Raw genomic sequence first — 25,529 nt, 5'->3', positions numbered from 1 at the left:
TTATCGTGCAATTAATTTATTCGTTTTTGTGATTGCGCGTTCATTCTTTTCATCAATCCAAGCCTGACCTTTCATTTTACGCATTACATTATCGTATGTTCGCATCAAAAAAATATTATAAATCGCTTCTGATAAATTTTTTGGTTTGTGAGCCAACGAACGCAAACTCATCGAAAATCCTGGTGTCAAATATTTCATGTAATGCCACCAACCTTCAGGCATATATAGCATTTCTCCATGTTTAAGATCGGCTACCATTGGATTAATTTTTTTCAACGCTGGCCATTTCTCAAAATCAGGATGATCAAAATCAATATCTTCTCTACAAATAACCGAATGAGGTATTTTGTACATGTATTTTGTATCTTCTGGCGGTACAATTATACAACGTTTTTCTCCTGCAAAATGAAAATGCAAAATATTCGCTAAATCGATATCATAATGCATAAACACATTTGAACCTTCTCCACCAAAAAATAACATTGGCATCGATTTGAATAAATTCAATCCCAAATCTGGCATTTTATAATCTTGCTGCAATTGCGGAACTTGACTCATTAAATTGTATAAAAATATACGTAAATCAGTAGGTTTACTTTGTAATAAATCTACATATTCAGACATTTTCATTTTCGCAACAGGTTCATTTACTTTTTTCGTATAATCAACCGGATCATTATTATATAAAGGAACAATTTTGTCTCCTGCAACTTGTTTTATATACTCAAAATTCCATTTTTCATAGGCAGGCCAATCCTCTGTGATCCGCTCTACTACAACTGGTTTTTGAGGTTTTACGTAATATTTCTGAAAATCTTTCGCAGAAATACTTTCTACTCTTTCAACTTCTCTGAAATTAAAATTCATCTTTTATGTAAAATAAAGTGCAAATTTAATTAACTTATTTGTTAAATCCGGACTAATGCAATTTTCAAACCAATCTTTTTAAATTCAAGAAATAACTCCTTGTATTTAACCATTAAAATTAACAGCTGCTTTATTTATTTTTTATACAAAATCAATATTAGCAATAAAGTAAATAAACAACACATCAATTGTTTCATTATCTTTACATTGACATATTTAAAAGCATCAACTTGAACCCAAAAAAAATACATTTTTTACTTTTTTTTATAATTCTGAATACATTTTGTTGTGCACAACAAATCTTTCCTTATTTAGAACTAAAAAATGACGACGATTTTGAAAAAATTGAAGCAATTAAACTCGAAAACAACTACAGTTTTCATCATTTATTAGGAAATCAAAGTAGCATTTATCATTTCCAAAACAAATCTGAAGATGAAATTTCGGCCAAATTTATTTATCCTTACCAAGTTTCACAAAATATTTATGAGTTAAAAGCTATAGTCAATGAAAATGTTTTTGAAATTCAATCCAAATCGATCGTAGATATTCGAAAAGAATTGAAAAACATTGATGCATCAACTGTTTTTAAAACTCAGAAAAACAATCAATTTTTGCAATTAGATTTAGGAAAAATTCCTGCGAATGCAACAATTAAAATTCAACTAAAAGTTTCGAAAATTGTTGAAGAAAATAATTTAAAATATCAACTTTCTTTTCCAGAATTTATCGTCAAAAGAACTGAATCTTTCACACAAATTAATCGTTGGAATAATAAATTAAATGGTTATCCTCAACACATTAACTCAAAAATTAATCTTTCTGGAAATTTTCCCATTTCAAAAATCACTTCCGATTTAAAATTCCATCTTGATGACAAAGGAAATTATTCAACTGATTTTACTGGAACTAAACTTCCAAACATTCTTTATTCGTATACAAAAAATGAATTACAAACAGGAATTGAAACCTTTACCAAAAATGGTTGTGATTATATTTTAGGAACGATAGATCCAGGAAAAAACAATTTAAACTTTACTACACCACGCGAATTTTTATTTGTCTTAGATGCTTCAGGTTCGATGATGAACCAACCAATTGAAACCATCAAAAAATTTATGAATCAAATTTTACCTAAATTAAATGAAACAGATAAATTTAATGTACTGATTTATTCGACAAAAAATGATTTAATCTTCAAAAAATCGCAATTAACAACAAAAGAAAATATCAATTTTGCATTACAAAAAATTAATTCTTTAAGTGGGAATGGTGAAAAATTATTGGATGAAGCCATCAATCAAATTCAGAAAAATCCTTTTGATAAAAATTATAAACGAATTATAGCTATTATTTCGGATGGAAAAATGAATTTGAATGAAACTGTTTATAATTCGCTTCGAAATTATGCAAAAGACACGCAATTTATTACACTTGGAATTGGACGAGAATTAGATTATAAAGCGATGAATTTTATTAGTTTGGCGACAGGTACTCTTCCAATTACAGTAAACGAACCGAAAGAATTTAACCAAAAAACTACTCAATTTTATCAAGCTATTATCAATTCATCTATTTATCATATAAAAGTACAATCAGCACAAATCAACCTCAGCGAAACATTTCCTAAAAATTTCAATACCTATTTGGCACAAAATACTGTCAATTTTGTTTCACGTGATTGCAATCGTCGATATCCAAAAAAAATGGAATTAATTGGAAATCAATCCAATCAAAATTTCACTCAAACATTTGAAATTAATCAGCCTAATCAACGCGAATTTACAGAAGCAATTACCTTTTATTGGGCGAAGCAAAAAATTGATTATCTCTTGAAAGATGAGGAACGTTGTGGCGAAATGTGTAAGAAAGATGGACGATATAGAAAAGAAATTGAGAAAATTGGAACTGAATTCAATATTTCGACTCCATATAATTTATTGATACAAAAAGATTATCTTGAAAATTTCAACAACGATTATGATACAGATGGCGATGGCGTGATGGATTTGGAAGACGAATGTCCGCTCGTAAAAGGAAATCGTTTTGGAAATGGTTGTCCAGAAGAAAATTTGAACGAAGAAAAAATCGGAAATTATGTACAAGATTTTTCAAATTATTTGATGGAAACGGTTGAATTTGATTTTGATAAAGCTGAAATTAGAACAATTGATTATCCAAAATTGAATCAAGTTGTATCAATAATGAAGCGAAATCCTACGCTATATTTCGTAATAGAAGGACATACCGATGCTGTGGGAACGGAATCATACAATTTTGATTTATCTCAACGAAGAGCGAATGCAGTATTGAATTATTTGATTGAAAAAGGATTAAATAAAAATCGATTCACAATTTTTGGTAAAGGTTTTTCTGATTTGAAACACAAAGAATGCAATCCTGCAACGAATTGTATTGATTGGAAAAATTTTGAAAATCGACGAGTGAGGTTTAAGATAAAATAGTAAATAAAAAAGACCGAGAAAATCTCGGTCTTTTAATATTTTATAAATCTTTAATTAAGAAATTCTTTCAATCAAAGCCATGTAAAATCCATCGTAATTTGTTTCAGAAGGATAATGCATTTTATCCGAAATCAGTTTATAATTTGGATGATTTGCTAAGAATTTTTCTACTTGTTGTTCATTTTCTTGTGGCAAGATAGAACATGTTGCATATACCATTAACCCACCAACTTTAATTATTTTAGAATAATCTGCTAAGATTTTTTCTTGTATAGCTGTAATCTCATCAATAAATTCTGGTCTTAATTTCCATTTCGCATCAGGATTACGTTTCAACACTCCCATTCCAGAACAAGGCGCATCAATTAACAAACGATCAGCAGAATTTTCCATACGTTTGATTGTTTTCGCTTCAATAACCTTTGTTTGTACGTTCTGAACATTGTTACGTTTTGCACGGCGTTTCAACTCTTTTAGTTTCCATTCGTACAAATCCATTGCAATAATTTGTCCTTTATTTTCCATCAAAGCAGCTAAATGCAATGTTTTTCCTCCAGCTCCAGCACACGCATCAACAACACGCATTCCTGGTTGCACACGCAAATAAGGAGCGATTAATTGAGAACCAGCATCTTGAACTTCGAACCAACCATTTTGAAATTCATCAGTTCTGAAGATATTTGTTTTCTCCTCTAATTCTAAAGCATCTTGGTATTTCGACAAAACTTTCGTTTTAATTTGTCGTTCTTTTAATGCTTTTTGCAACGTTTTACGATCTGTTTTTAATGAATTTACACGTAAAACTGTCGGCGCTTGCGAGTTCATTGCACGTACTTCATCTAACCAACGGCTTCCTAAAGACTTTTCACCTAACTCGAACATCCAATCTGGAAAAGATTCTGCTACTGCTATGTTTTTAGAAGATTGATGGTGTCTTTTTAAAACTTCTTTTGGATAGATTTTCTGAAATTCTTCCCACTTCGGTAACGTTTGTTCTGGATCTAAAGCAAACCAAGTTCCAACAAACTCCCAAATTGTATCAGGAGAAAGTGGACGACTCATTGCCTCTTCAACCAAACGTTTCCAACGAACCAAATCATACACAGTTTCGGCAATAAAAGCACGATCTCGCGCTCCCCATTGCTTATTCGATTTCAATGTTCGTTCAACTTCTTTATCTGCATATTTTCCTTCGAAGAAAATTTGCTGCAATGTGTCGGTGATTCCGACAAATAAATTTTTATATGGTAAAATCTTCATAACTCGGTGCAAATTTACAAAGACTTAAACGATTAGCGTAATTATTTTTTGAAGTTTATCTGTTTAGAAAAAAATCTTTTATCTTTTCTGGTACTTCAACCACTTTATTATTCTTATAATCGAAAGTGACAATACCTGTTTTTGCTTTTGCAATGAGTTTATCTTTTGTTGATATTTTATAGACAATATCAAAACTTACACGTGAAAAATCTTGTACACTTATTTCAATCAATAATTGATCTCCATAAAATGCTTGATTTTTATACTCAATCGCAACATCTCCCATAATCACACTTACACCAGCAAAATCCAATTCTGAATAGCCATAATGTTGAAAAAACTGCATTCGTGCTTCATGTAAAATAGATAACACTTTATCATTTGCTAAATGATTTCCGTAATTTAAATCTGTTATACGTACTGCTATTGTTGTTGAAAATAAAAAAGATTCAGGTAAGATCAGTTTTAAACGCGCCATTTGTAGTAATATTTTGACTCAAAGATATAAAACTTACTATAAAAAAAACGGGTTTAAGCTCCTCAGCTTAAACCCAATTGATTTTTAAAAAAAACTTACACAAGTGTGTATAAATTTAACATTAAAAAAAATCAATCTTACTCTCTACTACCTGATTCCAAATTTAGAAATAATTTAACAATTTCCAAAACTTTTTTTTTAAAAATATTTTTACTTATTTTTTATTTTAAACAAACTCCTTTTGATTTTGGCTCTTTTTCAATAAATTACAAAATAGCATTTCCAAAATAATACGACCTATGTAAATAAAAATTACTGTTTTTTTATGTTTATTAAAAATGCTAATTTGCAAGTCCAAACTTTTAACATGAATTTGATTCAATACATTCATCAACATATTACGTCTATTTCAGAAAAATCAATTAACAATACGATCAATTGCTTGAACGATGATAACACTATACCTTTTATTGCGAGATATAGAAAAGAGTTGACAGGTAATTTAGATGAAGTTCAAATTTCTACTATCAAAAAATTACAATCACAGTATCAAGAAATTGTTGCTCGAAAAGAATTCATTTTAAAAACTTTAGAGGATCAAAATCAATTGACAAATGAATTACAATTACGTATTCAGAAAAGTTTTGATTTGGTTCAGTTAGAGGATTTATATCTTCCGTACAAAAAGAAAAAGAAAACGCGTGCCACAATTGCAAAAGAAAAAGGATTAGAACCTTTGGCGAAAATTATTATGAAGCAAAATAACATACCCGATTTAGATGGTTTAGCTACTAAATATTTGAATCAGGATATTATAACGATCGAAGATGCTTTTGCTGGCGTTCAAGATATTATTGCAGAATGGATCAACGAAAATGAGTATGTTCGCCATAGATTGAGAGATATTTTTAGAAAAACTGCGCTGATCGAAAGTAAACTGGTCAAATCTAAAACTGAGGAGGAAGAAGCACAAAAATTTTCAAATTATTTTGAATACGAAGAACCTCTTAAAAAAATTGCTTCGCATCGACTTTTGGCAATTTTACGTGGTGAGAACGAAGGGTTCTTAAAAGTAAATGTAAGCATTGATAAAAAAGAAGCGTTCAAATTTCTTGAATATACCTTGATAAAATCTATTCAACCTGAAGTTTCTTGGTTAATTGAGGAAGCTATAAAAGACGCTTACAAAAGACTTTTGGCTCCATCGATTTCGAATGAAGTTTTGAAAGAGGCGAAACAAAAAGCAGATGAAACTTCGATCAATGTTTTTTCAAAAAATCTGAATCAATTACTTTTGGCTCCGCCTTTAGGTCAAAAAAGAATTTTAGCTATTGATCCTGGTTTTAAATCGGGATGTAAAGTTGTCGTATTGGATGAGCAAGGTGATTTATTACATAATGAAAATATCTATCCACATGCCCCTCAAAATGAAAAAGCACAAGCAATCAAAAAGCTTAAATCTTTGGTAAATGCATATAATGTAGATGCGATTTCTATCGGAAATGGAACAGCTTCCCGTGAAACCGAAAACCTGGTTCAACACATAGCATTCGATCGTCCTTTGAAAGTTTTTGTCGTAAACGAAGCTGGAGCTTCTGTTTATTCAGCTTCTAAAATTGCTCGTGACGAATTTCCTGATAAAGATGTTACTGTACGTGGTGCTATTTCTATAGGTCGTCGTTTACAAGATCCTTTGGCTGAATTGGTGAAAATAGAGCCAAAATCGATTGGAGTTGGTCAGTATCAACATGATGTGGATCAAAATTTATTAAAAAACGAGTTAGATGATGTTGTTTCATTTTGTGTAAATAAAGTTGGTGTAAATTTAAACACTGCAAGTAAACACCTACTCCATTATGTTGCTGGAATTGGCGAAAAAATGGCCGAAAATATTGTAGAATATCGAAGCGAAAATGGTGCATTTAATTCGAGAAAAGAATTATTAAAAGTTCCACGTTTAGGTGAAAAAGCTTTTTTACAAGCCTCTGCATTTTTAAGAATTCCGAATGCAAAAAATCCGTTAGATAATTCCGCTGTACATCCTGAATCGTATACAATTGTTGAAAAAATGGCGAAAGATTTGAAGGTTGAATTACACGATTTAATTCAAAACAAAGAATTAATCAATCAACTTGATTTGAAAAAATATATTTCAGATAAAGTAGGATTACCGACTTTAGAAGATATTAAAAAAGAATTGGAAAAACCAGGTTTAGATCCACGTTCTACAGCTAAAGTTTTTAGTTTTGATCCACGTTTGAAGAAGTTCGAAGATTTGCAATTGGGAATGAAAGTTCCTGGAATTATCAATAATATCACCAATTTTGGATGTTTTGTTGATATAGGAATTAAAGAAAATGGTTTGATTCATATTTCGAAAATTTCAAATGAATTTATTTCGGATGTTAACACGAAAGTACATTTGAGTCAACAAATCGAGGTTACTGTAATCGGTATTGACACCGAAAAACGTAAAATTCAATTATCATTGATTGATTAACTATGAGATTAAAATCTATACTAACCTTATTTTTCTTCTCACTTTCGCTACTTTTAATTGCTCAAAATAATAGAAAAGAAATGTTTGAATATTTCATTAAAAAAGAAAAGTTCTATTCACAAGAAAATGAATTGTCTATTAAAAACTTAGAACCTATTGTTGAAAAAAGTTTAAATCGATTGGCTTCTACTTTTGAATTCATCGATAGCAGTAAAAATGCTGAAACAAAACATTATCTTTTAGCAATAAAAAAGACTATTAATGAATTAAAACCTTATGAAATAGATTTAAGTATCAACGACAAAACTATTATTTCTACTTATATTGAGGAACTAATAGATTTTATTGATTTAGAAAGTTCTGAAGGTTTATTAAATGAATTTGTTTACGGATTTGATCCTACAAAAAAATAATTTCAAAAATAAAAGGCAATCTAACGAAAGATTGCCTTTTGATTTTCTTATTTTTTGAAACGAAATTAATCTTCAAATTTCACTTTAAATTGTTCGTCATATGTAGCACGCTGTTCAGGAGTCATTTTATTACGCAAATATTTTATCGTAAAACCGCCAATCATTTTATCAGCTTTATAATACATCCAATCACCAATTTTAGTAGGATCGATTATGATTGTATCCCCCATTTTAAGTTCTTTTATATATTGTACTTGGCTATTTACAACACCTTTCAACGTATCATTATTATTCACAATATCACTTACCCAAATACCTTCTTTCAATTCAGATTTTGGAATTGGAAATTTTTGCTGAATCATAAAATTTGTTGTTGTCGTATCTTTCATTGACAAAGCTAATTTAAAATCATCAAACGTTTGTTGAGCCTCTTTCCCAATACTATCCAAATCTTTTTGCTCCTGTTTCTGCTTATCCATTCCCTTGTAAGCACTAACTCCTGCGTTTTCTTTGTTTCCACACGAGAACAATAAAGCTGAAAAAGCCACTGCAAATAATGTATATTTCATAATTGTATTCTTTGATTGTTGTCGTATAAAGTTACGAAATTTATTCAAAATAAGATAAATTCAATTCTTTTGGTGTTGGTTGTATCCATTTTTGATGCCCGAAATAACTCCATGTTGTATAGGCCAAATTATAGTTTGGATTTGTAAATTGATAATATTCACTTCCATTAACAGCTACTTTTGCATCAACAAAAACTTTGACATCTTTTATCCCTTTTTCTTCATAATCTTGTTTTACAAATCGTGCAAATTGCCACATCATATCTGGACTAACAGCCATTTTAGAGATTTGTTTAAACGTCAAATATTTGGTCAAATCTACTTTTTCTCGTTCAAGGAATTTACCTTTTTTAAGTGGATCAGGTTTAGAAACAAAGACACTTACTTCTCCAAATTTATTTCGTAACATCATACGCCAAGCCATACGGTGCCCTTCTTCTGTCCAAAAAACATTGCCTGGAATAAAATAATGACGAATGGGTAAATAAACTTGCCAAATCACATAGAAAAACATCAAATAGGAGAACATTACGCGACGAGTTGTTAATAAATTATCGTCATCTGAACGATCCATCATAAACGATTTTTTAGGAAAAACTACTTCCTGAATTTTAATGGGATCGTAAAAGAAAATCAACATGGCTAACGAAAAGAATGGAAATATTCCAATTCCAAAAACGGCTGAATTAAAAATATGAAAAAATAAAGCACATTTGAAAGCTATTCCACGAGTTCTTTTTATCAACATTGCAGGAATTATCAATAAATCAAAAAAGAATCCCAACCAAGCAATTACTTGAGCAAATTCTAAACTGCTTACAGCATTTCCTAATTCGTTTAAATTGTATTTATATGTCAATAAATCTCCATATTCTTGAAATTTCATTTGTAAAAAAACACCATTAAACCAATCGGGATAAATCTTAGCAAAAGCCGCAAAAGTATAAACAATCAATAATTGAATAATAAACAATGTTGACACCCAATTGCGCATGGTTAATCGCTTTATCTTTGGAAAAATTAAACTATCAATCGAAAAGAAATGATGCGCAGGGATTATTGTCATCATCCACGAAACCAGCATAAACAGATAATAATGATTGTTATAACTTGTTTTTTGCATGAAATACGTTAACGACCATAAAATAGAAAATAAAATGATTGAAAAACGGTATGCAAAACCAAATACAATACACCATCCTAAAATTCCCATGAGCACGTACAAATAAATCATATTATAGCCCAAGAAAACGTTTGTCCATTCGAATCCGATGAACGAAAATGTCAATTGTGGCTCTACAAAATTACTTTGTACCCAACCTGTAAAAATGGCTCCCCAACATTCGGCAACAATTAATAAACCAAATATAATTCGGAAAATTACAAGTGGAGAATTATCAACTTTTCGGAATAAGTATTCGCTAAACATGATTGATTGTTAATTTTGGCTAATTTAAAAATAACCTTTAGAGTTTAGCTACTTTTGGCGTATATTTATTGTATGAAAACGAGGAAAATTATTTTGTTTGATGGAATTTGCAATTTATGCAATCAATCGGTTCAGTTTGTGATCGAACATGACAAAAGAAATCAATTTCGTTTTGCTTCGTTACAATCAGATTTTGGACAAAATTTCTTGAAAGAAAATGATTTGGACACCGCTCAATTTGATTCGGTCGTTTTTATCGAAGATGATAAATTTTATACCAAATCTTCTGCTGCGCTAAAAATTGCTAAACATTTGGACGGAATAACTTCTTGGTTAACTATTTTTATGATTGTGCCAAAACCTTTGCGTGATATCGTGTATAGTTTTATTGCAAAAAATCGTTATCGTTGGTTTGGAAAACAAGAAAGTTGTTGGTTACCTACACCAGAATTGAAAACGAAGTTTATTGATTAATTTTTAAACTTCTTGATTCAAATATTTTTTAATCTTTTTAAAAAGAATTACCCAAAAATAAAAAGTCAAAAAAAGATTTATAATTACAATTATCAAGAGAACAAAGTTTCTATTTAGTATTGTTGAATCTATTTCTCCCATTTGTATTAAAAACAGTGAAAAATAGGCAAACAATAAATAAAATGATAACACTCTATATTTTCTTTTTGAAAAAATACTAATTAGAAAAAATAAGACTGTTACAAATCCTAAACTATAAATCGAAACTTCATCTTCTCCTCCTGAAGAATGTAATTGAGTAGTATAATAAAATTCATCTCCTTGCATATACCCTAATCCATCTGTGTATTTAATAAATAAAAAACAACAGATTAATTGAATCAAATATAAAACTTCAAGATAAGAAAAATGGACTTTCATTATATTTTTTGATTATCTGAATTTTTGTTTAAAAACTTTTTAGCTAACAAATAAAAAAGGTAAAGTGTTAATATTCCTAAAATTAGCATTATTAATAACAAAATATAATTCCCATAAAGAATTGTTGAATCTATTTCTCCCATTTGAATTAAAAAAAAGAATAACAAACTAAACGTCAAATAGAAAAATAATAGTATTATCTTTTTCTTAAGCCAGATACTAATCATAAAAGCTACAAGAGACAACCAACCTAACATAGCTATAACATTATCATCAGATTCTCCTGGATTCATTAAGTACGAAGAAACTTCTATGTAAGTATCATGATTAATTTTCTGAACAAAACCAATCGTGTAGCAATAAAAAATATAACAACAAATTATTTGTAGCAAGTAAAGAATTTCAATAAAAGTAAAATGAATTTTCGACTTCATCACTGATTTCTATATTCATTAATAGCTGCTTTTATTTTTTCACGACGATTAGATGGCGATGGATGCGTACTTTGAAATTCTGGCACTTGGCTTCCTCCTGATGCTTCTTCTAAAATATCCATCACACCAATTAATGCTTCAGGATTATAACCTGCCTGAATCATAAATCGTACACCCAAATCATCTGACTCTAATTCATCATCACGACCATATTTCATATTTACCATATTCGCTACAACTTGTGCATAATAAGCTGAATTAACATCTCCAGCAGCAACTCCAGCTGCGCCTGCAATTCCTTGCGAAAGTTCTTGCTTCGACATTTGTTCTGCACTGTGACGTGCAATAACATGACCAACTTCGTGGCCTAAAACACCAGCCAATTGATCTTCGCTTTGCAAACGTGTCAACAACGCTTCGGTAATAAAAATTGGTCCACCAGGTAATGCAAAAGCATTTACCGTACGATTATCAGCTAACACATAAAACTGAAAAGGATAATTAGTTTTATGAGCATCACTATTATTGACAACTTTTGCTCCTACTCGTTTTACGATTTCTTGGTATTGTGAATTTTGAGATAATCCACCAAATTCTTGTGCCATTTGCGGAGCCGAATTTATTCCTATTGCAATTTCATCATCCTTGGTCAATGATATATACTGCTTTTCACCTGTTAATTCATTAATAGAAGAAGAAGAAAAATATTTAATCACAGAGAAAATAACAATTGCAGCTGCAACAATTAATTTTATCGACGTCCCGCCTTTTTGCATAGTAGTATTTGGTATTTATTATTTTTTGTGTCTTTTCTTCAGAATTTCCAAGACATCTTTCAGTTCAAAACCACGGGCATGTAGCGCCATAAGGTAATAAAAGAAAACATCTGCCGATTCCTCTAAAAAGTTTTCATCGTTATCTTGTTCCGAAGCGATCACCATTTCTACAGCTTCTTCACCCATTTTTTTTGCGATTTGCGAATTTCCTTTTTTATGAACACGTTTCATTTTAGATTTTTTCGCATCTTGCAATTTTGCATCTTCCATCATGATTTCCAATTTTTTTAGAAAAGGAAATTTTTTCTCTTTTTTGACTTCAGAAATATTTTCATTAAGTTCCATAAAATCGTCTGTTTGCATAGATTTTTTAAACATAGAATAAAATTAAGCAATTCTATCGAATTAACTGTCTCAATTTTATTGCCAATATTACTAATTTTTAAAAAAAAGAACGTTTTTATTCTTAATTATTTTATAAAAACTATTTTTCTAACTCATTCATTCGATTAATTATTATCATTCTTTTTTGCTTTTATTTTAAGAGAAAAAAATGTATTTTTACGCGAAAATAAACATAGCGCAAACACAATGAACACAAACGATTTTTCCATTAGACATATTGGAAACAATGCACAGCAGGCAGCTGAAATGCTTTCTGTAATTGGGAAAGATTCTATTGATTCTTTAATTGAGGCTACAGTTCCTCAGAATATTCGATTGAAAAATGCTTTGGATTTACCAGAAGCTTTATCAGAATTTGAAGCTATTAATCATTTAGCTGAAATCGCTTCAAAAAATAAAAAAGTAAAAAATTATCTTGGATATGGATACTATGGTACAATTTTACCAGCTCCTATTCAACGTAATGTATTAGAAAATGCTGGATGGTACACAGCTTACACACCATACCAAGCTGAAATTGCGCAAGGACGTTTAGAAGCTTTATTAAACTTTCAAACTGTTATCTCTGACTTAACAGGTTTACCTATTGCAAATGCTTCTTTATTAGACGAAGGAACTGCATGTGGTGAAGCAATGCACATGTTATTTGAATCTCGTTCTCGTGATCAAAAGAAAAATAACGTTGTCAAATTTTTTGTAGCAGATAATTTATTTCCACAATCTATAGCGGTTTTAGAAACGAAAGCACATGGTTTAGGAATTGAATTAGTTGTAGGAAACTTTGAAACGACAGAATTAACTGAAGATTTCTTCGGAGCGATTGTTCAATACATCGGAAAAGGAGGACAAATCAATAACTATAGATCATTTGTAGAAAAAGCAAACGCAGTAAACGTAAAAGTAGCCGTAGCAACAGATTTATTAGCTTTAACATTATTAACACCTCCAGGTGAATGGGGAGCTGAAATTGCAATTGGTACTTCTCAACGTTTTGGTGTTCCAATGGGATACGGAGGACCACACGCAGCTTTCTTATCTTGTACAGAAGAATACAAACGTGTAATTCCAGGACGTATTATTGGAGTTTCTCAAGATCGTTTAGGGAACTATGCGCTTCGTATGGCTTTACAAACACGTGAACAACATATCAAACGCGAAAGAGCTACTTCTAATATTTGTACAGCACAAGTATTGTTAGCGGTTATGGCTTCTTTTTATGCGGTTTACCACGGAAAAGATGGGTTACAATATATCGCAAATGAAATTCACACAAAAGCTGGAATTTTAAATGCTGGTGTTCAACATTTAGGATTTAAAACAGTAAATACTGCATTTTTTGATACCGTTCAAATCGAGGTTGAAAACTCGGACGAAATTGTGAAAATTTTTGCTGAAGAAGAAATCAATGTAAATGGATTCGAAAACGGAAAAATTTCAATCACAATTGATGAGATGACTTCTGAAGAAGATATTTTCGAAATTTTAAGTGTTTTTGCAACAATCAAAAATACGGAAGAAGGTTTTGAATTTGAAGTTGAAGACACTTATTTACCTCAAGACTTAATCAGAACTTCTGATTTCTTAACACACGAAAACTTCAATTTATATCATACAGAAACAGAATTAATGCGTTACATCAAACGTTTAGAGCGTAAAGATTTAGCGCTTAATCAATCGATGATTGCATTAGGTTCTTGTACAATGAAGTTGAATGCTGCAACAGAATTATTGCACATGTCTTGGGAAAGAATGGGGAATGTACACCCTTTCACACCGAAAGAACAAGTAGAAGGTTACCAAACATTAATCAAAAACTTAGAAGATTATTTAGCTGTAATCACAGGTTTTGATGCAACTTCTTTACAACCAAACTCTGGTGCACAAGGAGAATATGCAGGTTTAATGGTTATTCGTTCTTACTTTGAGGCAAAAGGAGAAGGACACAGAAATGTGGCATTGATTCCGCAATCTGCTCACGGAACGAACCCTGCTTCTGCTGCAATGGCAGGAATGCAAGTTGTTGTGGTGAAAAACTTAGAATCTGGTGAAACAGATTTAGTTGATTTAAAAGAAAAATGTGAAAAACACAAAGATAACTTAGCTGCCTTGATGATTACTTATCCATCAACTTACGGTGCTTTTGATAGCAATATCGAAGAAGTTACTGAAATGATTCACGCCTACGGAGGACAAGTTTATATGGACGGTGCAAACATGAATGCACAAGTTGGATTAACTTCTCCGGGAAATATTGGTGCAGACGTTTGTCACTTAAACTTACACAAAACATTCGCTATTCCTCACGGTGGCGGTGGACCTGGTGTAGGACCAATTTGTGTAAAAGCACACTTAGCTCCTTTCTTAGGTTCTTCTCCATTAATCGAAACTGGAGGAAAAGAAGCTACAAATACATTCGCTGCGGCTCCTTATGGTTCTGCATTCATTTTACCAATTTCTTATTCATACATTTTAATGTTAGGTGCAGAAGGTTTATTGAAAGCTACACAAGGTGCTATCTTGAATGCCAACTACATGAAAACGCGTTTAGAAAAACATTTTGATATTTTATATACAAATGCAAATAATGTCGTAGCACACGAATTCATCTTAGATTGTCGTCCATTCAAAAAAGCAGGTATCGAAGTAACTGATATTGCAAAACGTTTGATTGATTATGGATTCCACGCACCTACTGTATCTTTCCCTGTAGCAGGAACTTTGATGGTAGAGCCAACAGAATCTGAAAACAAAGCAGAATTAGATCGTTTTTGTGATGCATTAATTTCTATTCGTCAAGAAATTGACGAAGTTGCAAACGGAGATTATCCAGTTGATAACAATGTATTACACAATGCGCCTCACCCTATTCATTTGATTACTGCTGACGAGTGGGAATATCCTTACTCTCGTTCTAAAGCTGCATATCCAGCAGAATGGGTTCGCGAGCGTAAATTCTTCGCTTCAGTATCAAGAATTGATGATGCATACGGAGATCGTAACTTAATCTGTACATGTGCCCCAATTGAGGCTTATATGGACTAATAGAAATTTTAAAATAGACTTTTCTAAATATTAAATCGCTCTGATTTCTCAGAGCGTTTTTTTTGTTTTCATAATAAAAGCAATAAAAAGTGTTTGTTATTAAAATTTTTCCTAAATTCATTCCAACTAAACTTTTAATATAACATTATAAAAAATTATGCTACCGAGTTTTTCAGTACTTTTTGGTTAGTCTTTGGAGGTTGGTTGTGGTAGTGCTATCTTTGCTGCAGGAATCCCAGAATTAGGAATTGGATACATGGGAGTCGCACTTGCATTCGGTTTGACAGTTTTGACAATGGCTTATGCTGTTGGTCATATTTCAGGATGACATTTTAATCCCGCGGTATCATTCGGATTATTTGCTGGCGGACGATTTGATGGAAAACAACTTCTTCCTTATATCATTTCGCAAGTATTAGGCGCAATTGCCGCTGCAGGAGTTTTATACTTAATCGCATCCGGAAACTCAGATTTTGCTATTGACAACACAAAAGCAGGTGCTTTTGCATCCAATGGATATGGTGCTTTTTCTCCGCATGGTTATAGCTTGCAAGCTGCTTTTTTAGCAGAATTTGTCTTAACAGCTTTCTTCTTAATTGTAATTTTAGGTGCAACAGATAAATTTGCAAACGGAAAATTTGCTGGAATCGCTATTGGTTTAGCTTTAACATTAATCCACTTAATTTCTATTCCAATCACTAACACATCTGTAAATCCTGCCCGATCTACATCACAAGCTATTTTTGTTGGAGGAGAACCTCTTTCTCAACTATGGCTATTTTGGGTTGCTCCAATCGCAGGAGCAATTGTTGGAGGATTAATCTACAAATTTTTATTACAAAAAGACGAAAGTCATACATAAACCAAAAGCTCCAAAAGGAGCTTTTTTTAATTTATTATTAAATGATATTCTGGATACAATTCCTTTAATATTTCTTCGGAATGCTTAGGTAAATAATAGCACGAAACATATAAAATTAAAAATAATAGGGGTAACAATATAGCTGCACCTAAATTCAAATAAAAGAAATTAACATTTAAATGAAGAATTAACTGAATACCTAAATTAAATATTCCCGAAGCAGCTGAAATAGATATAAAATTTTTATAAATCGTTTCTACCAAAACTAATTTTATACCCAACTTTTTTGTTTTACGTTTATATTCCCTATTCAATCGAATAAGTTGAAAAATACTAAAACCATAAAAAAGTATTACTACAACAGCAAAAGTAATTTTTTCATCAATCAAAGTAAAAAGCATATAAACAAGAGCAAAAAGTAAAATCAATCCAATGTATTCTTTCTTTTTTAGATGATCTAAAATTGCTCTATTAATCAGTTTTTTATATTTCTTCTGAAGTTCTAATTTCCTGTTGTCAACAATATCTGAAAATCCAAATACACCAAATTTTTTAAACTCAATTTTTAAAGCATCTTCAAAAGAAATTGTTTCATCAAAATTCCATTGCTCTTCAATTCCACAAGCCAAATGATCAACTAACTCAATCTGTAAATCATAATATTCTACATAATGATTCTTAGTAAATTGAAATAATTTTTCAATTTCAATCTCATTTAATTTTCTCATAGATTAGACAATTTAGGATTAATTAAATTCTGTATTTGATCTATTGTTTCATTCAGTGACGCTAATCGATTGACAGTTTCTTTTTGTCCAATTTCGGTTAATTTGTAATACTTACGGATTCTTCCATTTATTTTTACTGCTTCAACTTCAATTACATTTTGGGTTTCGAGCTTATGTAAAATAGGATACAGAGCACCTTCTTTGATTTCAAATTGATTATTAGAAAGGATTTTTATTTTACTTATAATCTCGTAACCATACATTTTACCATTATCTTGTAATAATTTTAAGATAATTGGTTGTAAGGTTCCTTTATAAAATTGAACATCTATCATATACCTAATTTACTTATGTATAGTAAAAATAATATTTTTTTTTAATTATTCTCCTCTTTCAGTAAAAAATCTGTAAAATAATATGTTAATTAAAATATAGGATTGTTCGAAGCTTCCTGTTACAATTCTATTCCTTTGTTTTGATGTTTTCTTTGTATACAAAATGTTTTAATAATCGCAACATAACATAAAGCACAATCAATACAATTCTATATTTGTATAATTTTTCTAATCCTTCGATTGGAAAGAAATTAACCGAAAGAATTAAAAATAACAAAATTGCAAGAATACAACAACTTAAAGGATTGATTAATTTACTCATTTAGATCATTTTCAATATTAGTTGATTTTTTAGATTACTTGTTACAAAATATGGTAAACAAAAATCCGTTCAAGTAGAACGGATTAAATTTTATTTTAAATATTTTGGTGCTTCATTATTCTTCATCATTTTATTTAAGCTACGTCCAATTCCTTTTGTGATTGTTGAAAGATTTTTAAAATTAATCACCGAAATTTCATCATTAACTTGATGATAATGATTTTGATTTTCCATATTGACCGATGAAAGTGAGTGAGAAACCACCTTATGATTGACAAAGTTTACATTATCTGAACGGAAAAACAATTGCTGTTGTAAATAAGGATCGTGCTCTACGTTAAACGTTTTGCAAGAATTTTTATTCATAATCTCCATCAAATCCGAACGATCACTTCCTGTCATATACACTTTACCTTCGCCAAAAGCAGATACCGTTCCAATCATTTCTAAATTCAACATCACTTTCATTTGCGGTAAATATTTTTGGAAATCCGGATTTTCAACCAACATTTTAGAACCAATTAATCCAATTTCTTCTGCATCAAAAGCCATAAACATCATGTTTTGCTTCACTTTCTTATTCTTAAAATAATCAGACAACGCCATTACAGCCGATGTTCCACTTGCATTGTCATCAGCACCATTAAAGATTTTATCTTCGCTTTTATCACTTGTCCCAACATGATCAAAATGTGCACCTACAGCATAAATATCAGTCGATTTACCTTCTTTGATTCCGCAAACATTTTGTCCTGTTTTACCTTTATGTTCAAATTTGATTAAATACGAATCACCAACACATGGTTTTAGATTATTTTCTTTGAACTTTTTTGCAATCAATTCAGCAGCCAAACGATTTTCTGTTGTTCCAAATTTTCGACCTTTCATAGCATCAGAAGCTAATTCTTCGACATATTGCTTTTGATTTTCTATCGAATATTGCGCATTTGCTTGATTGAATGCAAGTAATCCAATTGCAAGTAAAGTATATTTTTTCATTTTTCTGAGTGTGATAATTTGACGGAAGATACAAAAAATTAACTTTTCTTCTCAAACATCAATTCTTTTACTTTTTCTTTATCCTCTTTCTCATTTTTTAGATCGAACATCGTTCCAAAAACTCGATCCCAAAATGTATTTGACACTCCAAAACCTAACTCTTCGTTTTTATAATGATGCAAATGATGATTGCGCCAAAGAGGTTTCATAAACTTGAAAGGCGGCGCAACAGCATGAATCAAATAATGCATAGACGCATACAATAAATAGCCAATCATAAAACCAGGAAAAAAAACAAAAGTGTATTTTCCTAAAATTAAATATTGAATAAAAAATATAAAAGAAGCTAAAATAATGCTCGGCACTGGAGGCATAAAAAGCCGTTGTTTATCGCGTGGATAATGATGATGATTACCATGAAAAATATAAACAATTCGTTTCAAACTTTTTTGTTCAGCTGTCCAATGGAAAAGATAACGATGCGCAAAATATTCGAACAATGTCCAGAATAACATCGCTCCAAAAAAAATAGAAACAACTGTTAGTGTAGATAATTCGTAACGCGAAATTCCATAATAAACACAATAAGAAAGTAATGGAATATACATTCCCCAAATAACTGCAGGATGACCTTTTGTCAACATTTCCAGATATTTGTTTTCGAATATTTGCGCTTGACCTTTATTATGTATTTTCTCAAATTTCATAGGAACAAAATTTAAATCACTTAAAAATAAAGCTTAAACGCGTTTTAAACAAAAAATATTTGGGAATTAATTGTTAAAAAAAATCCGAAAATCAAGATTTGATTTTCGGATTATATAGTCAATAAGAAATTTCTTATCTGTTTTCAATATCAACGTAATCACGTAATGGAGCTCCTGTGTATAATTGACGAGGACGACCAATTGGTTGATTCGTTTCGCGCATTTCCATCCATTGAGCAATCCATCCTGGTAAACGTCCAACAGCAAACATTACTGTAAACATTTCTGTAGGGATATCTAACGCTTTGTAAATAATTCCTGAATAGAAATCTACGTTTGGATATAAGTTTCTTGCTTTGAAGTATTCGTCTTCTAAAGCAGCTTTTTCTAATTTTTTCGCAATATCTAAAATAGGATCATTGATGCCTAATTTCTCTAAAACGTTGTCAGCAGCAACTTTGATGATTTTCGCACGAGGGTCAAAGTTTTTATAAACACGGTGTCCGAATCCCATTAAACGGAATGGATCGTTTTTATCTTTTGCTTTCGCTAAGTATTTATCTACGTCTCCACCATCATTTTTGATTGCTTCTAACATTTCTAATACTGCTTGGTTAGCACCTCCGTGTAATGGTCCCCATAAAGCTGAGATACCACCAGAGATTGAAGCGAATAAACCTGCGTGAGAAGATCCTACTAAACGTACACTTGATGTAGAACAGTTTTGCTCGTGATCTGCGTGTAAGATTAATAATTTATCAATTGCATCAACAATAACTGGGTCTAATTCTAAATCTTGACCTGGTTTTTTGAATAACAATTGGTAAAAGTTTTCTACGTAAGATAATTTATCGTTAGAGTAATTTACTGGTAAACCTTTGATTTTTCTTTGTGTCCAAGATGCTAAAACTGGGAATTTCCCTAATAAAGTTACAGCAGCTTTGTACATATCTTCTGGAGAAGTAACATCAACAACTTTTGGATTGAAAGCTGATAATGCAGCTGTCAAAGAAGTTAAAACTCCCATTGGATGAGCTGAACTTGGGAATGCATCTAAGATTTTAATTAAATCTTCCGATACATGGTTATACTCATTAATATCTGCTACAAATTTATCTAATTCAGCTTGCGTTGGTAATTCTCCTTTGATTAACAAATACATTACTTCTACGAAAGAAGATTTCTCTGCTAATTGCTCAATAGGATAGCCACGGTACATCAATTTCCCTTCTTCACCATCTAAAAATGTAATTTTAGACTCACATGCTCCTGTATTTTTATATCCTGGATCCATTGTGATTAACCCAGTAGCACTTCTTAACTTAGAAATGTCAATAGATTTTTCGTCCATTGAACCTGTTGTAACTGGAAGTTCCAACTCATTTCCATTGTAATTTAATATTACCTTATCTGACATTTTATAGTTTATATTATTTATTGCGTAATTTACTAATAATTTATTAATTCAGGACTGATAATTATCAGCCTAAATAATTTTATCGCTTAACTTTAAAAGCTTTAAGACCTGGGAAGATAGCAGTCTCACCAAGAATTTCTTCGATACGTAACAATTGGTTATATTTTGCCATACGATCAGAACGAGATGCAGAACCTGTTTTAATTTGTCCTGTGTTCAATGCAACAGCTAAATCAGCAATTGTAGCGTCTTCAGTTTCTCCAGAACGGTGAGACATTACTGCTGTGTAACGTGCATTTTGTGCCATTTGTACCGCTTTGATTGTTTCTGTTAATGTACCAATTTGATTAAATTTGATTAAGATTGAATTTGCTGTTTCTGTTTCAATTGCTTGATCTAATTTCTTAACATTTGTCACCAACAAATCGTCACCAACTAATTGTACACGATCACCAATTTTATCCGTTAAAATTTTCCAACCTTCCCAATCATTTTCATCCATACCATCTTCAATCGAAATAATCGGATATTTTTCTGCTAATTCTGCTAAATAAGCTGCCTGCTCTGCAGAAGTACGAATAGCTCCTTTATCTCCTTCGAATTTTGTATAATCGTATTTTCCATCATGGTAAAATTCTGATGATGCACAATCTAATGCAATCATAATTTCTTCACCTGCTTTATAACCTGCTTTTTCTATCGCTAAAATTACTGTATCTAAAGCATCTTCTGTTCCTTCAAAAGTCGGAGCAAAACCTCCTTCGTCACCTACAGCTGTAGATAAACCTCTATCGTGTAAAATCTTCTTTAGTGAATGAAAAACTTCTGTTCCTTTGCGCAAAGCGTCCGAGAAAGATGCTGCCTGAACTGGCATAATCATAAACTCTTGAAAAGCGATTGGCGCATCAGAGTGAGAACCTCCATTTACAATATTCATCATTGGAACTGGTAATGTATTCGCATTAACACCTCCAATATATCTAAATAATGGTAAACCTAATTCTTCTGCTGCTGCTTTTGCAACCGCTAATGAAACACCCAAAATCGCATTCGCACCTAATTTCGCTTTGTTTTCTGTTCCGTCTAAATCAATCATCACTTGGTCGATTAAATTTTGTTCGAAAACTGAGAAACCAATTAATTCTGGAGCAATAACGTCATTTACATTCTCAACTGCTTTTAATACTCCTTTTCCTAAGTAAATATCTCCACCGTCACGTAATTCTACCGCTTCATATTCTCCTGTAGATGCTCCAGACGGAACTGCTGCACGTCCTAATATACCTGATTCTGTTATGACGTCAACTTCTACTGTAGGATTACCACGAGAATCTAAAATTTGTCTTGCATGAATATGCGAAATAATGCTCATTATGTTTATGTTTTATTTGATAATAATTTAATTTACCAAAAATAATGGATTTGGATAAGCTTTACAACGAAATTATCTTTTTTTAAAAATAATTTAATCCAAAAATAATCTAATTTATTTATGCACGCATAGTATTAGATCATAATTCCATTTTTTTTGTAAATATAATTCAATTATTAATAATCTTTAATTCGTAATAGTTATGACACCATTCTGTGTTGCATATACTTGATATGTACGTGGAGCACGATTCGCAACTTTAGTAGGTTGTCCTGTTAATAACATCCATTCTGCACCATCTTCTTTACAAACAATTTTAATATCCTCTTCTACGTACAATGTAGATTTTTCAGTTGGGCATATATGTGGGGCATTCCGATCATACGCTTTATAACCTGAGGCTGTTCGTACTACAATTATTCCTCTTGTACCTGCCATCGTTTCATTTACATAAACCCAACCACCTGGATTATTAAGATTAGCATACAATGGTAATGTTGTGTTGATGGCAACATTTACAGTCGTTAAAGGAACGCAACTTACCGTTCCATCATCTGTATTACATGATTGAAAAATTAGTAGAAGTGCACCTAAAAACAAAACTTTATTTAGAATCGTTTTAATAAACTCTTTCATTTTTAAATTGGTATATATTTTTTACTATCTTTGTAATAGAAAAATAGAATAGTCCTGCGCATATCGACGATATGTGTAGGATTATTTATTTTATATCACTATTTAATAAAAAATTAATTAAACATTGTTGTTATGGCAAATATACAATATGTAACGAAAGAAGGATTAGAAAAGTTGCGTGAAGAGCTTCATCAGTTAGAAACTTTTGAGCGTCCAAAAATTTCGCAACAAATTGCTGATGCACGTGATAAAGGTGATTTATCTGAGAATGCAGAATACGATGCTGCAAAAGAAGCACAAGGAATGTTAGAAATGCAAATAGCTAAATTAAAAGAAGTTGTTGCTTTTTCTCGTGTTATAGATGAATCTAAATTAGACCACTCAAAAGTCTCTATCTTATCAAAAGTTAAAATAAAAAATACAGCTAACGGACAAGAATTAGTGTACACTTTGGTACCAGAATCTGAAGCTGATTTAGCTAAAATGCGCATCTCAGTTAACACACCAATTGCAAAAGGATTATTAGGAAAATCTCTTGGTGATGTTGCAGAAATTACATTACCTAACGGAATGACTTTAAATTTTGAAATTTTAGAAATATCTTTGGACTAAGATTTCAAAAATTAAAAACATATGGCAAGCATTTTCACTAAAATTATAAACGGAGAAATACCATCATACAAAATTGCTGAAAACGATCATTACATCGCTATTTTAGACGCCTTCCCTTTGGTAGAAGGACATGTATTGGTAATCCCGAAAAAGGAAGTTGATAAAATCTTCGATTTAGACAAAGAAACCTATTTAGGTTTAATGGACTTTTCGTATGAAATTGCACAAGCTATAGAAAAAGCTATACCTTGTCTACGAGTTGGTGTAGCAGTTGTTGGATTAGAGGTACCACATGTACATGTACATTTGGTTCCTCTAAATACAATGCAAGATATCAATTTCTCAAATCCAAAACTTCAATTATCTGCCGAGAAAATGATCGAAATTGCAGATAGTATCAAATCATATTTATAAACGATGAACAAATACATTAAATTAGTAATCGCCGCTGTATTAATCGCTTTAGCAATCTTTTTGTTTAGCACTCGCGAATATGGTTGGGGATTTGTTTCGTTATTAGTCGCTGTATTTCCTATTTTATTTTATTTCAGAAACGAAAACATCTTGTTAGCGTTCTGGTTTTTACGCAAAGAGGATATGGCAAAAGCGAAAAAATGGTTACAAAGAATCAAGAATCCATCAACAGAATTAATTCCAAAACAAATGGGATATTTTCATTACATGATGGGAATTACTGAAGCGCAAGATAATGTTGCCGTTTCAGAAAAATACATGAAAGAAGCCTTAAACTACGGTTTATCTTTTGACCACGACAGAGCAATGGCAAACTTATCATTGGCTGGTGCAGCAATGGCAAAAGGTAAAAAGAAAGAAGCTGAAGGTTATATAAAAGAAGCGAAGAAAAACGACTCGAAAGGAATGTTTACTGATCAAATCAAAATGATGAACGGCCAAATGAAACGTTTCAACGTTAGTAATTCGCAATTACAAAACCCACATATGCGTCATAAAGGACGTAAATTCTAAATGGATATTTCAAAATTAACAGAAGAATCATCATCAAATAATAACAAGTGGAAGCAGATTGAAGAATTCTTCATGCAAAATTTCACGGACGGTGAACGACCAGATTTAGATACAATACTTTTTTTAATTGGTGTCCAAGAATTGGGACAAGGAAAAAAACGATTTAAAAAAGATGATAAACTAAATTTACTTCATATCGCCGTTTGTCGAGTGTTAGAGCCTTTCGGTTTTTATCGTTTCGAAGGACAAGATCCAGATGGTTGGCCACATTTTGAGTTATTGGAAGATTTACCACCACTCAAAACCAACGAACAAACTTTGTTAATGAAATACGCTGTTATTCAGTATTTCGATGATCAAAAAATTATAAACTTCGAGTCTTAGGATTCGAAGTTTTCTTTTTTATACAAGTCTACAACCACTTTATCGGCGTCAAGTGTAAATTGATTTGAATCCAAGTCATTAACCTCTATCCACAACAATTCGTTGATATCAGCATCCAAAATTTTTAATTGTGCCAATGACTTTTCACTAACAGTAGCTTTGTAATAAATTAATAAAACTTGTTCAGTAGGATCAAAAGCATTAAGTACAAAAAAATCTTGTGTAAAAATATGCGAACCAATTTCTACATCAAGATTTAGCTCTTCTTTAAACTCGCGTTTCAAACAATCTTTCGTTCCTTCACCAAATTCCAAACCACCTCCAGGAAACTTATAAATCAACTTTCCCTGAAAAGGCTCATGAATCACCAATACTTTTCCCTTATGTTCCAATAACGCATATATACGTACATTAAATGGTTTCATTTCTCTAACTTATTTAAAAACTAAAAGTAAATAATATTTGATAATATTCTATAAATTTCTTTCTGGGCGTTCCCTCGCCAACCATCATCCTCTTAAATAATATGAATCCCTTAGCGCTCGGTCGGGCTATCCGTTGCAATCTTTTGTTTGGAGTAACATAGCACCTAAAAACAAAATCCTTTGTCAAACAAAAGGATTTCCACTACTATCC

26 protein-coding genes and 1 pseudogene are annotated in these 25,529 nt (G+C 31.3%); 10 read left to right on the top strand and 17 right to left on the bottom strand.

The genetic code is table 11. The features are described 5' to 3' along the window. Nucleotides 1-867, bottom strand: coding sequence for a cupin-like domain-containing protein (locus HX088_RS11155; RefSeq protein ID WP_171623824.1), 867 nt, complete (start codon nucleotides 865-867; stop codon nucleotides 1-3). Between the two features lie 230 nt (nucleotides 868-1,097). Between HX088_RS11155 and HX088_RS11150 the strand changes: the two genes are divergently transcribed. Next, the gene (locus tag HX088_RS11150; protein ID WP_286484183.1) at nucleotides 1,098-3,332 is read left to right on the top strand and encodes an OmpA family protein; all 2,235 of its coding nucleotides are present in this window, start codon (nucleotides 1,098-1,100) and stop codon (nucleotides 3,330-3,332) included. Nucleotides 3,333-3,386: 54 nt separating this feature from the next. On the opposite strand, the gene HX088_RS11145 is transcribed toward HX088_RS11150, so the two are convergent. Next, nucleotides 3,387-4,592, bottom strand: coding sequence for an RsmB/NOP family class I SAM-dependent RNA methyltransferase (locus HX088_RS11145; RefSeq protein WP_286484182.1), 1,206 nt, complete (start codon nucleotides 4,590-4,592; stop codon nucleotides 3,387-3,389). Between the two features lie 55 nt (nucleotides 4,593-4,647). Further along, nucleotides 4,648-5,070 carry an acyl-CoA thioesterase gene (locus HX088_RS11140; RefSeq protein ID WP_286484181.1) on the bottom strand — a complete coding sequence of 141 codons (423 nt, stop codon included), beginning with the start codon at nucleotides 5,068-5,070 and terminating at the stop codon, nucleotides 4,648-4,650. 367 nt (nucleotides 5,071-5,437) lie between these two features. On the opposite strand from HX088_RS11140, the gene HX088_RS11135 reads away from it, so the two are divergent. Continuing rightward, nucleotides 5,438-7,570, top strand: a complete 2,133-nt coding sequence (locus tag HX088_RS11135) for a Tex family protein (protein ID WP_286484180.1) — start codon at nucleotides 5,438-5,440, stop codon at nucleotides 7,568-7,570. A 2-nt stretch (nucleotides 7,571-7,572) separates the two neighbouring features. Next, entirely contained in the window at nucleotides 7,573-7,983 is a 411-nt protein-coding gene (locus HX088_RS11130) for a DUF4844 domain-containing protein (RefSeq protein ID WP_498809904.1), read from the top strand. 65 nt (nucleotides 7,984-8,048) lie between these two features. On the opposite strand, the gene HX088_RS11125 is transcribed toward HX088_RS11130, so the two are convergent. Next, nucleotides 8,049-8,552 (bottom strand): DUF2314 domain-containing protein, encoded by a 504-nt coding sequence (locus HX088_RS11125; RefSeq protein ID WP_171623830.1) that lies wholly within the window; start codon nucleotides 8,550-8,552, stop codon nucleotides 8,049-8,051. A 40-nt stretch (nucleotides 8,553-8,592) separates the two neighbouring features. Continuing rightward, a complete protein-coding gene (locus HX088_RS11120; RefSeq protein ID WP_286484178.1) occupies nucleotides 8,593-9,981 on the bottom strand; it encodes an HTTM domain-containing protein in 1,389 nt (462 codons plus the stop codon). 72 nt (nucleotides 9,982-10,053) lie between these two features. On the opposite strand from HX088_RS11120, the gene HX088_RS11115 reads away from it, so the two are divergent. Further along, on the top strand, nucleotides 10,054-10,455 hold the full coding sequence (locus tag HX088_RS11115) for a thiol-disulfide oxidoreductase DCC family protein (protein WP_286484177.1): 402 nt from the start codon (nucleotides 10,054-10,056) through the stop codon (nucleotides 10,453-10,455). Between the two features lie 419 nt (nucleotides 10,456-10,874). Here the strand turns inward: HX088_RS11115 and HX088_RS11110 are convergent, their stop codons facing one another. The 3 genes from HX088_RS11110 to hisE form a co-directional block, all read right to left on the bottom strand. Further along, complete coding sequence (locus tag HX088_RS11110) at nucleotides 10,875-11,168, bottom strand: hypothetical protein (RefSeq protein ID WP_260544261.1); 294 nt, start codon at nucleotides 11,166-11,168, stop codon at nucleotides 10,875-10,877. Between the two features lie 140 nt (nucleotides 11,169-11,308). Further along, a complete protein-coding gene (locus HX088_RS11105) occupies nucleotides 11,309-12,085 on the bottom strand; it encodes a M48 family metalloprotease (RefSeq protein WP_286484176.1) in 777 nt (258 codons plus the stop codon). 18 nt (nucleotides 12,086-12,103) lie between these two features. Further along, nucleotides 12,104-12,463: a phosphoribosyl-ATP diphosphatase gene (gene hisE, locus HX088_RS11100; RefSeq protein WP_225542654.1), complete on the bottom strand. Its 360-nt coding sequence runs from the start codon at nucleotides 12,461-12,463 to the stop codon at nucleotides 12,104-12,106. Between the two features lie 213 nt (nucleotides 12,464-12,676). Here hisE and gcvP point away from each other — a divergent pair, with 213 nt between their 5' ends. Beyond that, complete coding sequence (gcvP, locus tag HX088_RS11095) at nucleotides 12,677-15,532, top strand: aminomethyl-transferring glycine dehydrogenase (protein WP_286484175.1); 2,856 nt, start codon at nucleotides 12,677-12,679, stop codon at nucleotides 15,530-15,532. 147 nt (nucleotides 15,533-15,679) lie between these two features. After that, nucleotides 15,680-16,394 (top strand): annotated as a pseudogene (gene aqpZ / locus HX088_RS11090) (aquaporin Z). A 26-nt stretch (nucleotides 16,395-16,420) separates the two neighbouring features. Here the strand turns inward: aqpZ and HX088_RS11085 are convergent. The 8 genes from HX088_RS11085 to HX088_RS11050 form a co-directional block, all read right to left on the bottom strand. Then, nucleotides 16,421-17,122, bottom strand: a complete 702-nt coding sequence (locus tag HX088_RS11085) for a hypothetical protein (RefSeq protein ID WP_171623953.1) — start codon at nucleotides 17,120-17,122, stop codon at nucleotides 16,421-16,423. Continuing rightward, a complete protein-coding gene (locus HX088_RS11080; protein ID WP_171623954.1) occupies nucleotides 17,119-17,457 on the bottom strand; it encodes a PadR family transcriptional regulator in 339 nt (112 codons plus the stop codon). Before HX088_RS11080 ends, HX088_RS11085 begins: the two co-directional genes overlap by 4 nt. A 127-nt stretch (nucleotides 17,458-17,584) precedes the next feature. Continuing rightward, nucleotides 17,585-17,779 (bottom strand): hypothetical protein, encoded by a 195-nt coding sequence (locus HX088_RS11075; RefSeq protein ID WP_171623955.1) that lies wholly within the window; start codon nucleotides 17,777-17,779, stop codon nucleotides 17,585-17,587. A 90-nt stretch (nucleotides 17,780-17,869) separates the two neighbouring features. After that, on the bottom strand, nucleotides 17,870-18,778 hold the full coding sequence (locus tag HX088_RS11070) for a M28 family metallopeptidase (RefSeq protein WP_286484174.1): 909 nt from the start codon (nucleotides 18,776-18,778) through the stop codon (nucleotides 17,870-17,872). Nucleotides 18,779-18,816: 38 nt separating this feature from the next. Next, nucleotides 18,817-19,485 carry a sterol desaturase family protein gene (locus tag HX088_RS11065; RefSeq protein WP_171623957.1) on the bottom strand — a complete coding sequence of 223 codons (669 nt, stop codon included), beginning with the start codon at nucleotides 19,483-19,485 and terminating at the stop codon, nucleotides 18,817-18,819. A 133-nt stretch (nucleotides 19,486-19,618) separates the two neighbouring features. Beyond that, nucleotides 19,619-20,902 (bottom strand): citrate synthase, encoded by a 1,284-nt coding sequence (locus HX088_RS11060; protein ID WP_171623958.1) that lies wholly within the window; start codon nucleotides 20,900-20,902, stop codon nucleotides 19,619-19,621. Nucleotides 20,903-20,981: 79 nt separating this feature from the next. Then, nucleotides 20,982-22,274: a phosphopyruvate hydratase gene (gene eno, locus HX088_RS11055; RefSeq protein WP_171623959.1), complete on the bottom strand. Its 1,293-nt coding sequence runs from the start codon at nucleotides 22,272-22,274 to the stop codon at nucleotides 20,982-20,984. Nucleotides 22,275-22,460: 186 nt separating this feature from the next. Further along, a complete protein-coding gene (locus HX088_RS11050; RefSeq protein WP_286484173.1) occupies nucleotides 22,461-22,910 on the bottom strand; it encodes a hypothetical protein in 450 nt (149 codons plus the stop codon). Nucleotides 22,911-23,042: 132 nt separating this feature from the next. On the opposite strand from HX088_RS11050, the gene greA reads away from it, so the two are divergent. Genes greA through HX088_RS11030 form a run of 4 tightly spaced genes read left to right on the top strand, consistent with a single transcriptional unit; the run spans nucleotide 23,043 to nucleotide 24,893 of the window. Continuing rightward, on the top strand, nucleotides 23,043-23,522 hold the full coding sequence (greA, locus tag HX088_RS11045) for a transcription elongation factor GreA (RefSeq protein WP_171623961.1): 480 nt from the start codon (nucleotides 23,043-23,045) through the stop codon (nucleotides 23,520-23,522). 21 nt (nucleotides 23,523-23,543) lie between these two features. Beyond that, nucleotides 23,544-23,936, top strand: a complete 393-nt coding sequence (locus tag HX088_RS11040) for an HIT family protein (RefSeq protein ID WP_286484172.1) — start codon at nucleotides 23,544-23,546, stop codon at nucleotides 23,934-23,936. 3 nt (nucleotides 23,937-23,939) lie between these two features. Continuing rightward, a complete protein-coding gene (locus HX088_RS11035) occupies nucleotides 23,940-24,509 on the top strand; it encodes a tetratricopeptide repeat protein (RefSeq protein WP_225539033.1) in 570 nt (189 codons plus the stop codon). Further along, entirely contained in the window at nucleotides 24,510-24,893 is a 384-nt protein-coding gene (locus HX088_RS11030) for a hypothetical protein (protein WP_171623964.1), read from the top strand. Here HX088_RS11030 and HX088_RS11025 read toward each other — a convergent pair. Continuing rightward, nucleotides 24,890-25,318, bottom strand: coding sequence for an NUDIX domain-containing protein (locus HX088_RS11025; protein WP_171623965.1), 429 nt, complete (start codon nucleotides 25,316-25,318; stop codon nucleotides 24,890-24,892). The genes HX088_RS11030 and HX088_RS11025 overlap by 4 nt on opposite strands. Between the last annotated feature and the right edge of the window lie 211 nt (nucleotides 25,319-25,529).

Origin of the sequence: Empedobacter sp. 225-1 (assembly GCF_030328185.1) — a bacterium.
GTDB classification, from domain to species: Bacteria; Bacteroidota; Bacteroidia; order Flavobacteriales; family Weeksellaceae; genus Empedobacter; species Empedobacter stercoris.
This window is presented reverse-complemented; position numbering and strand designations above follow the sequence as displayed.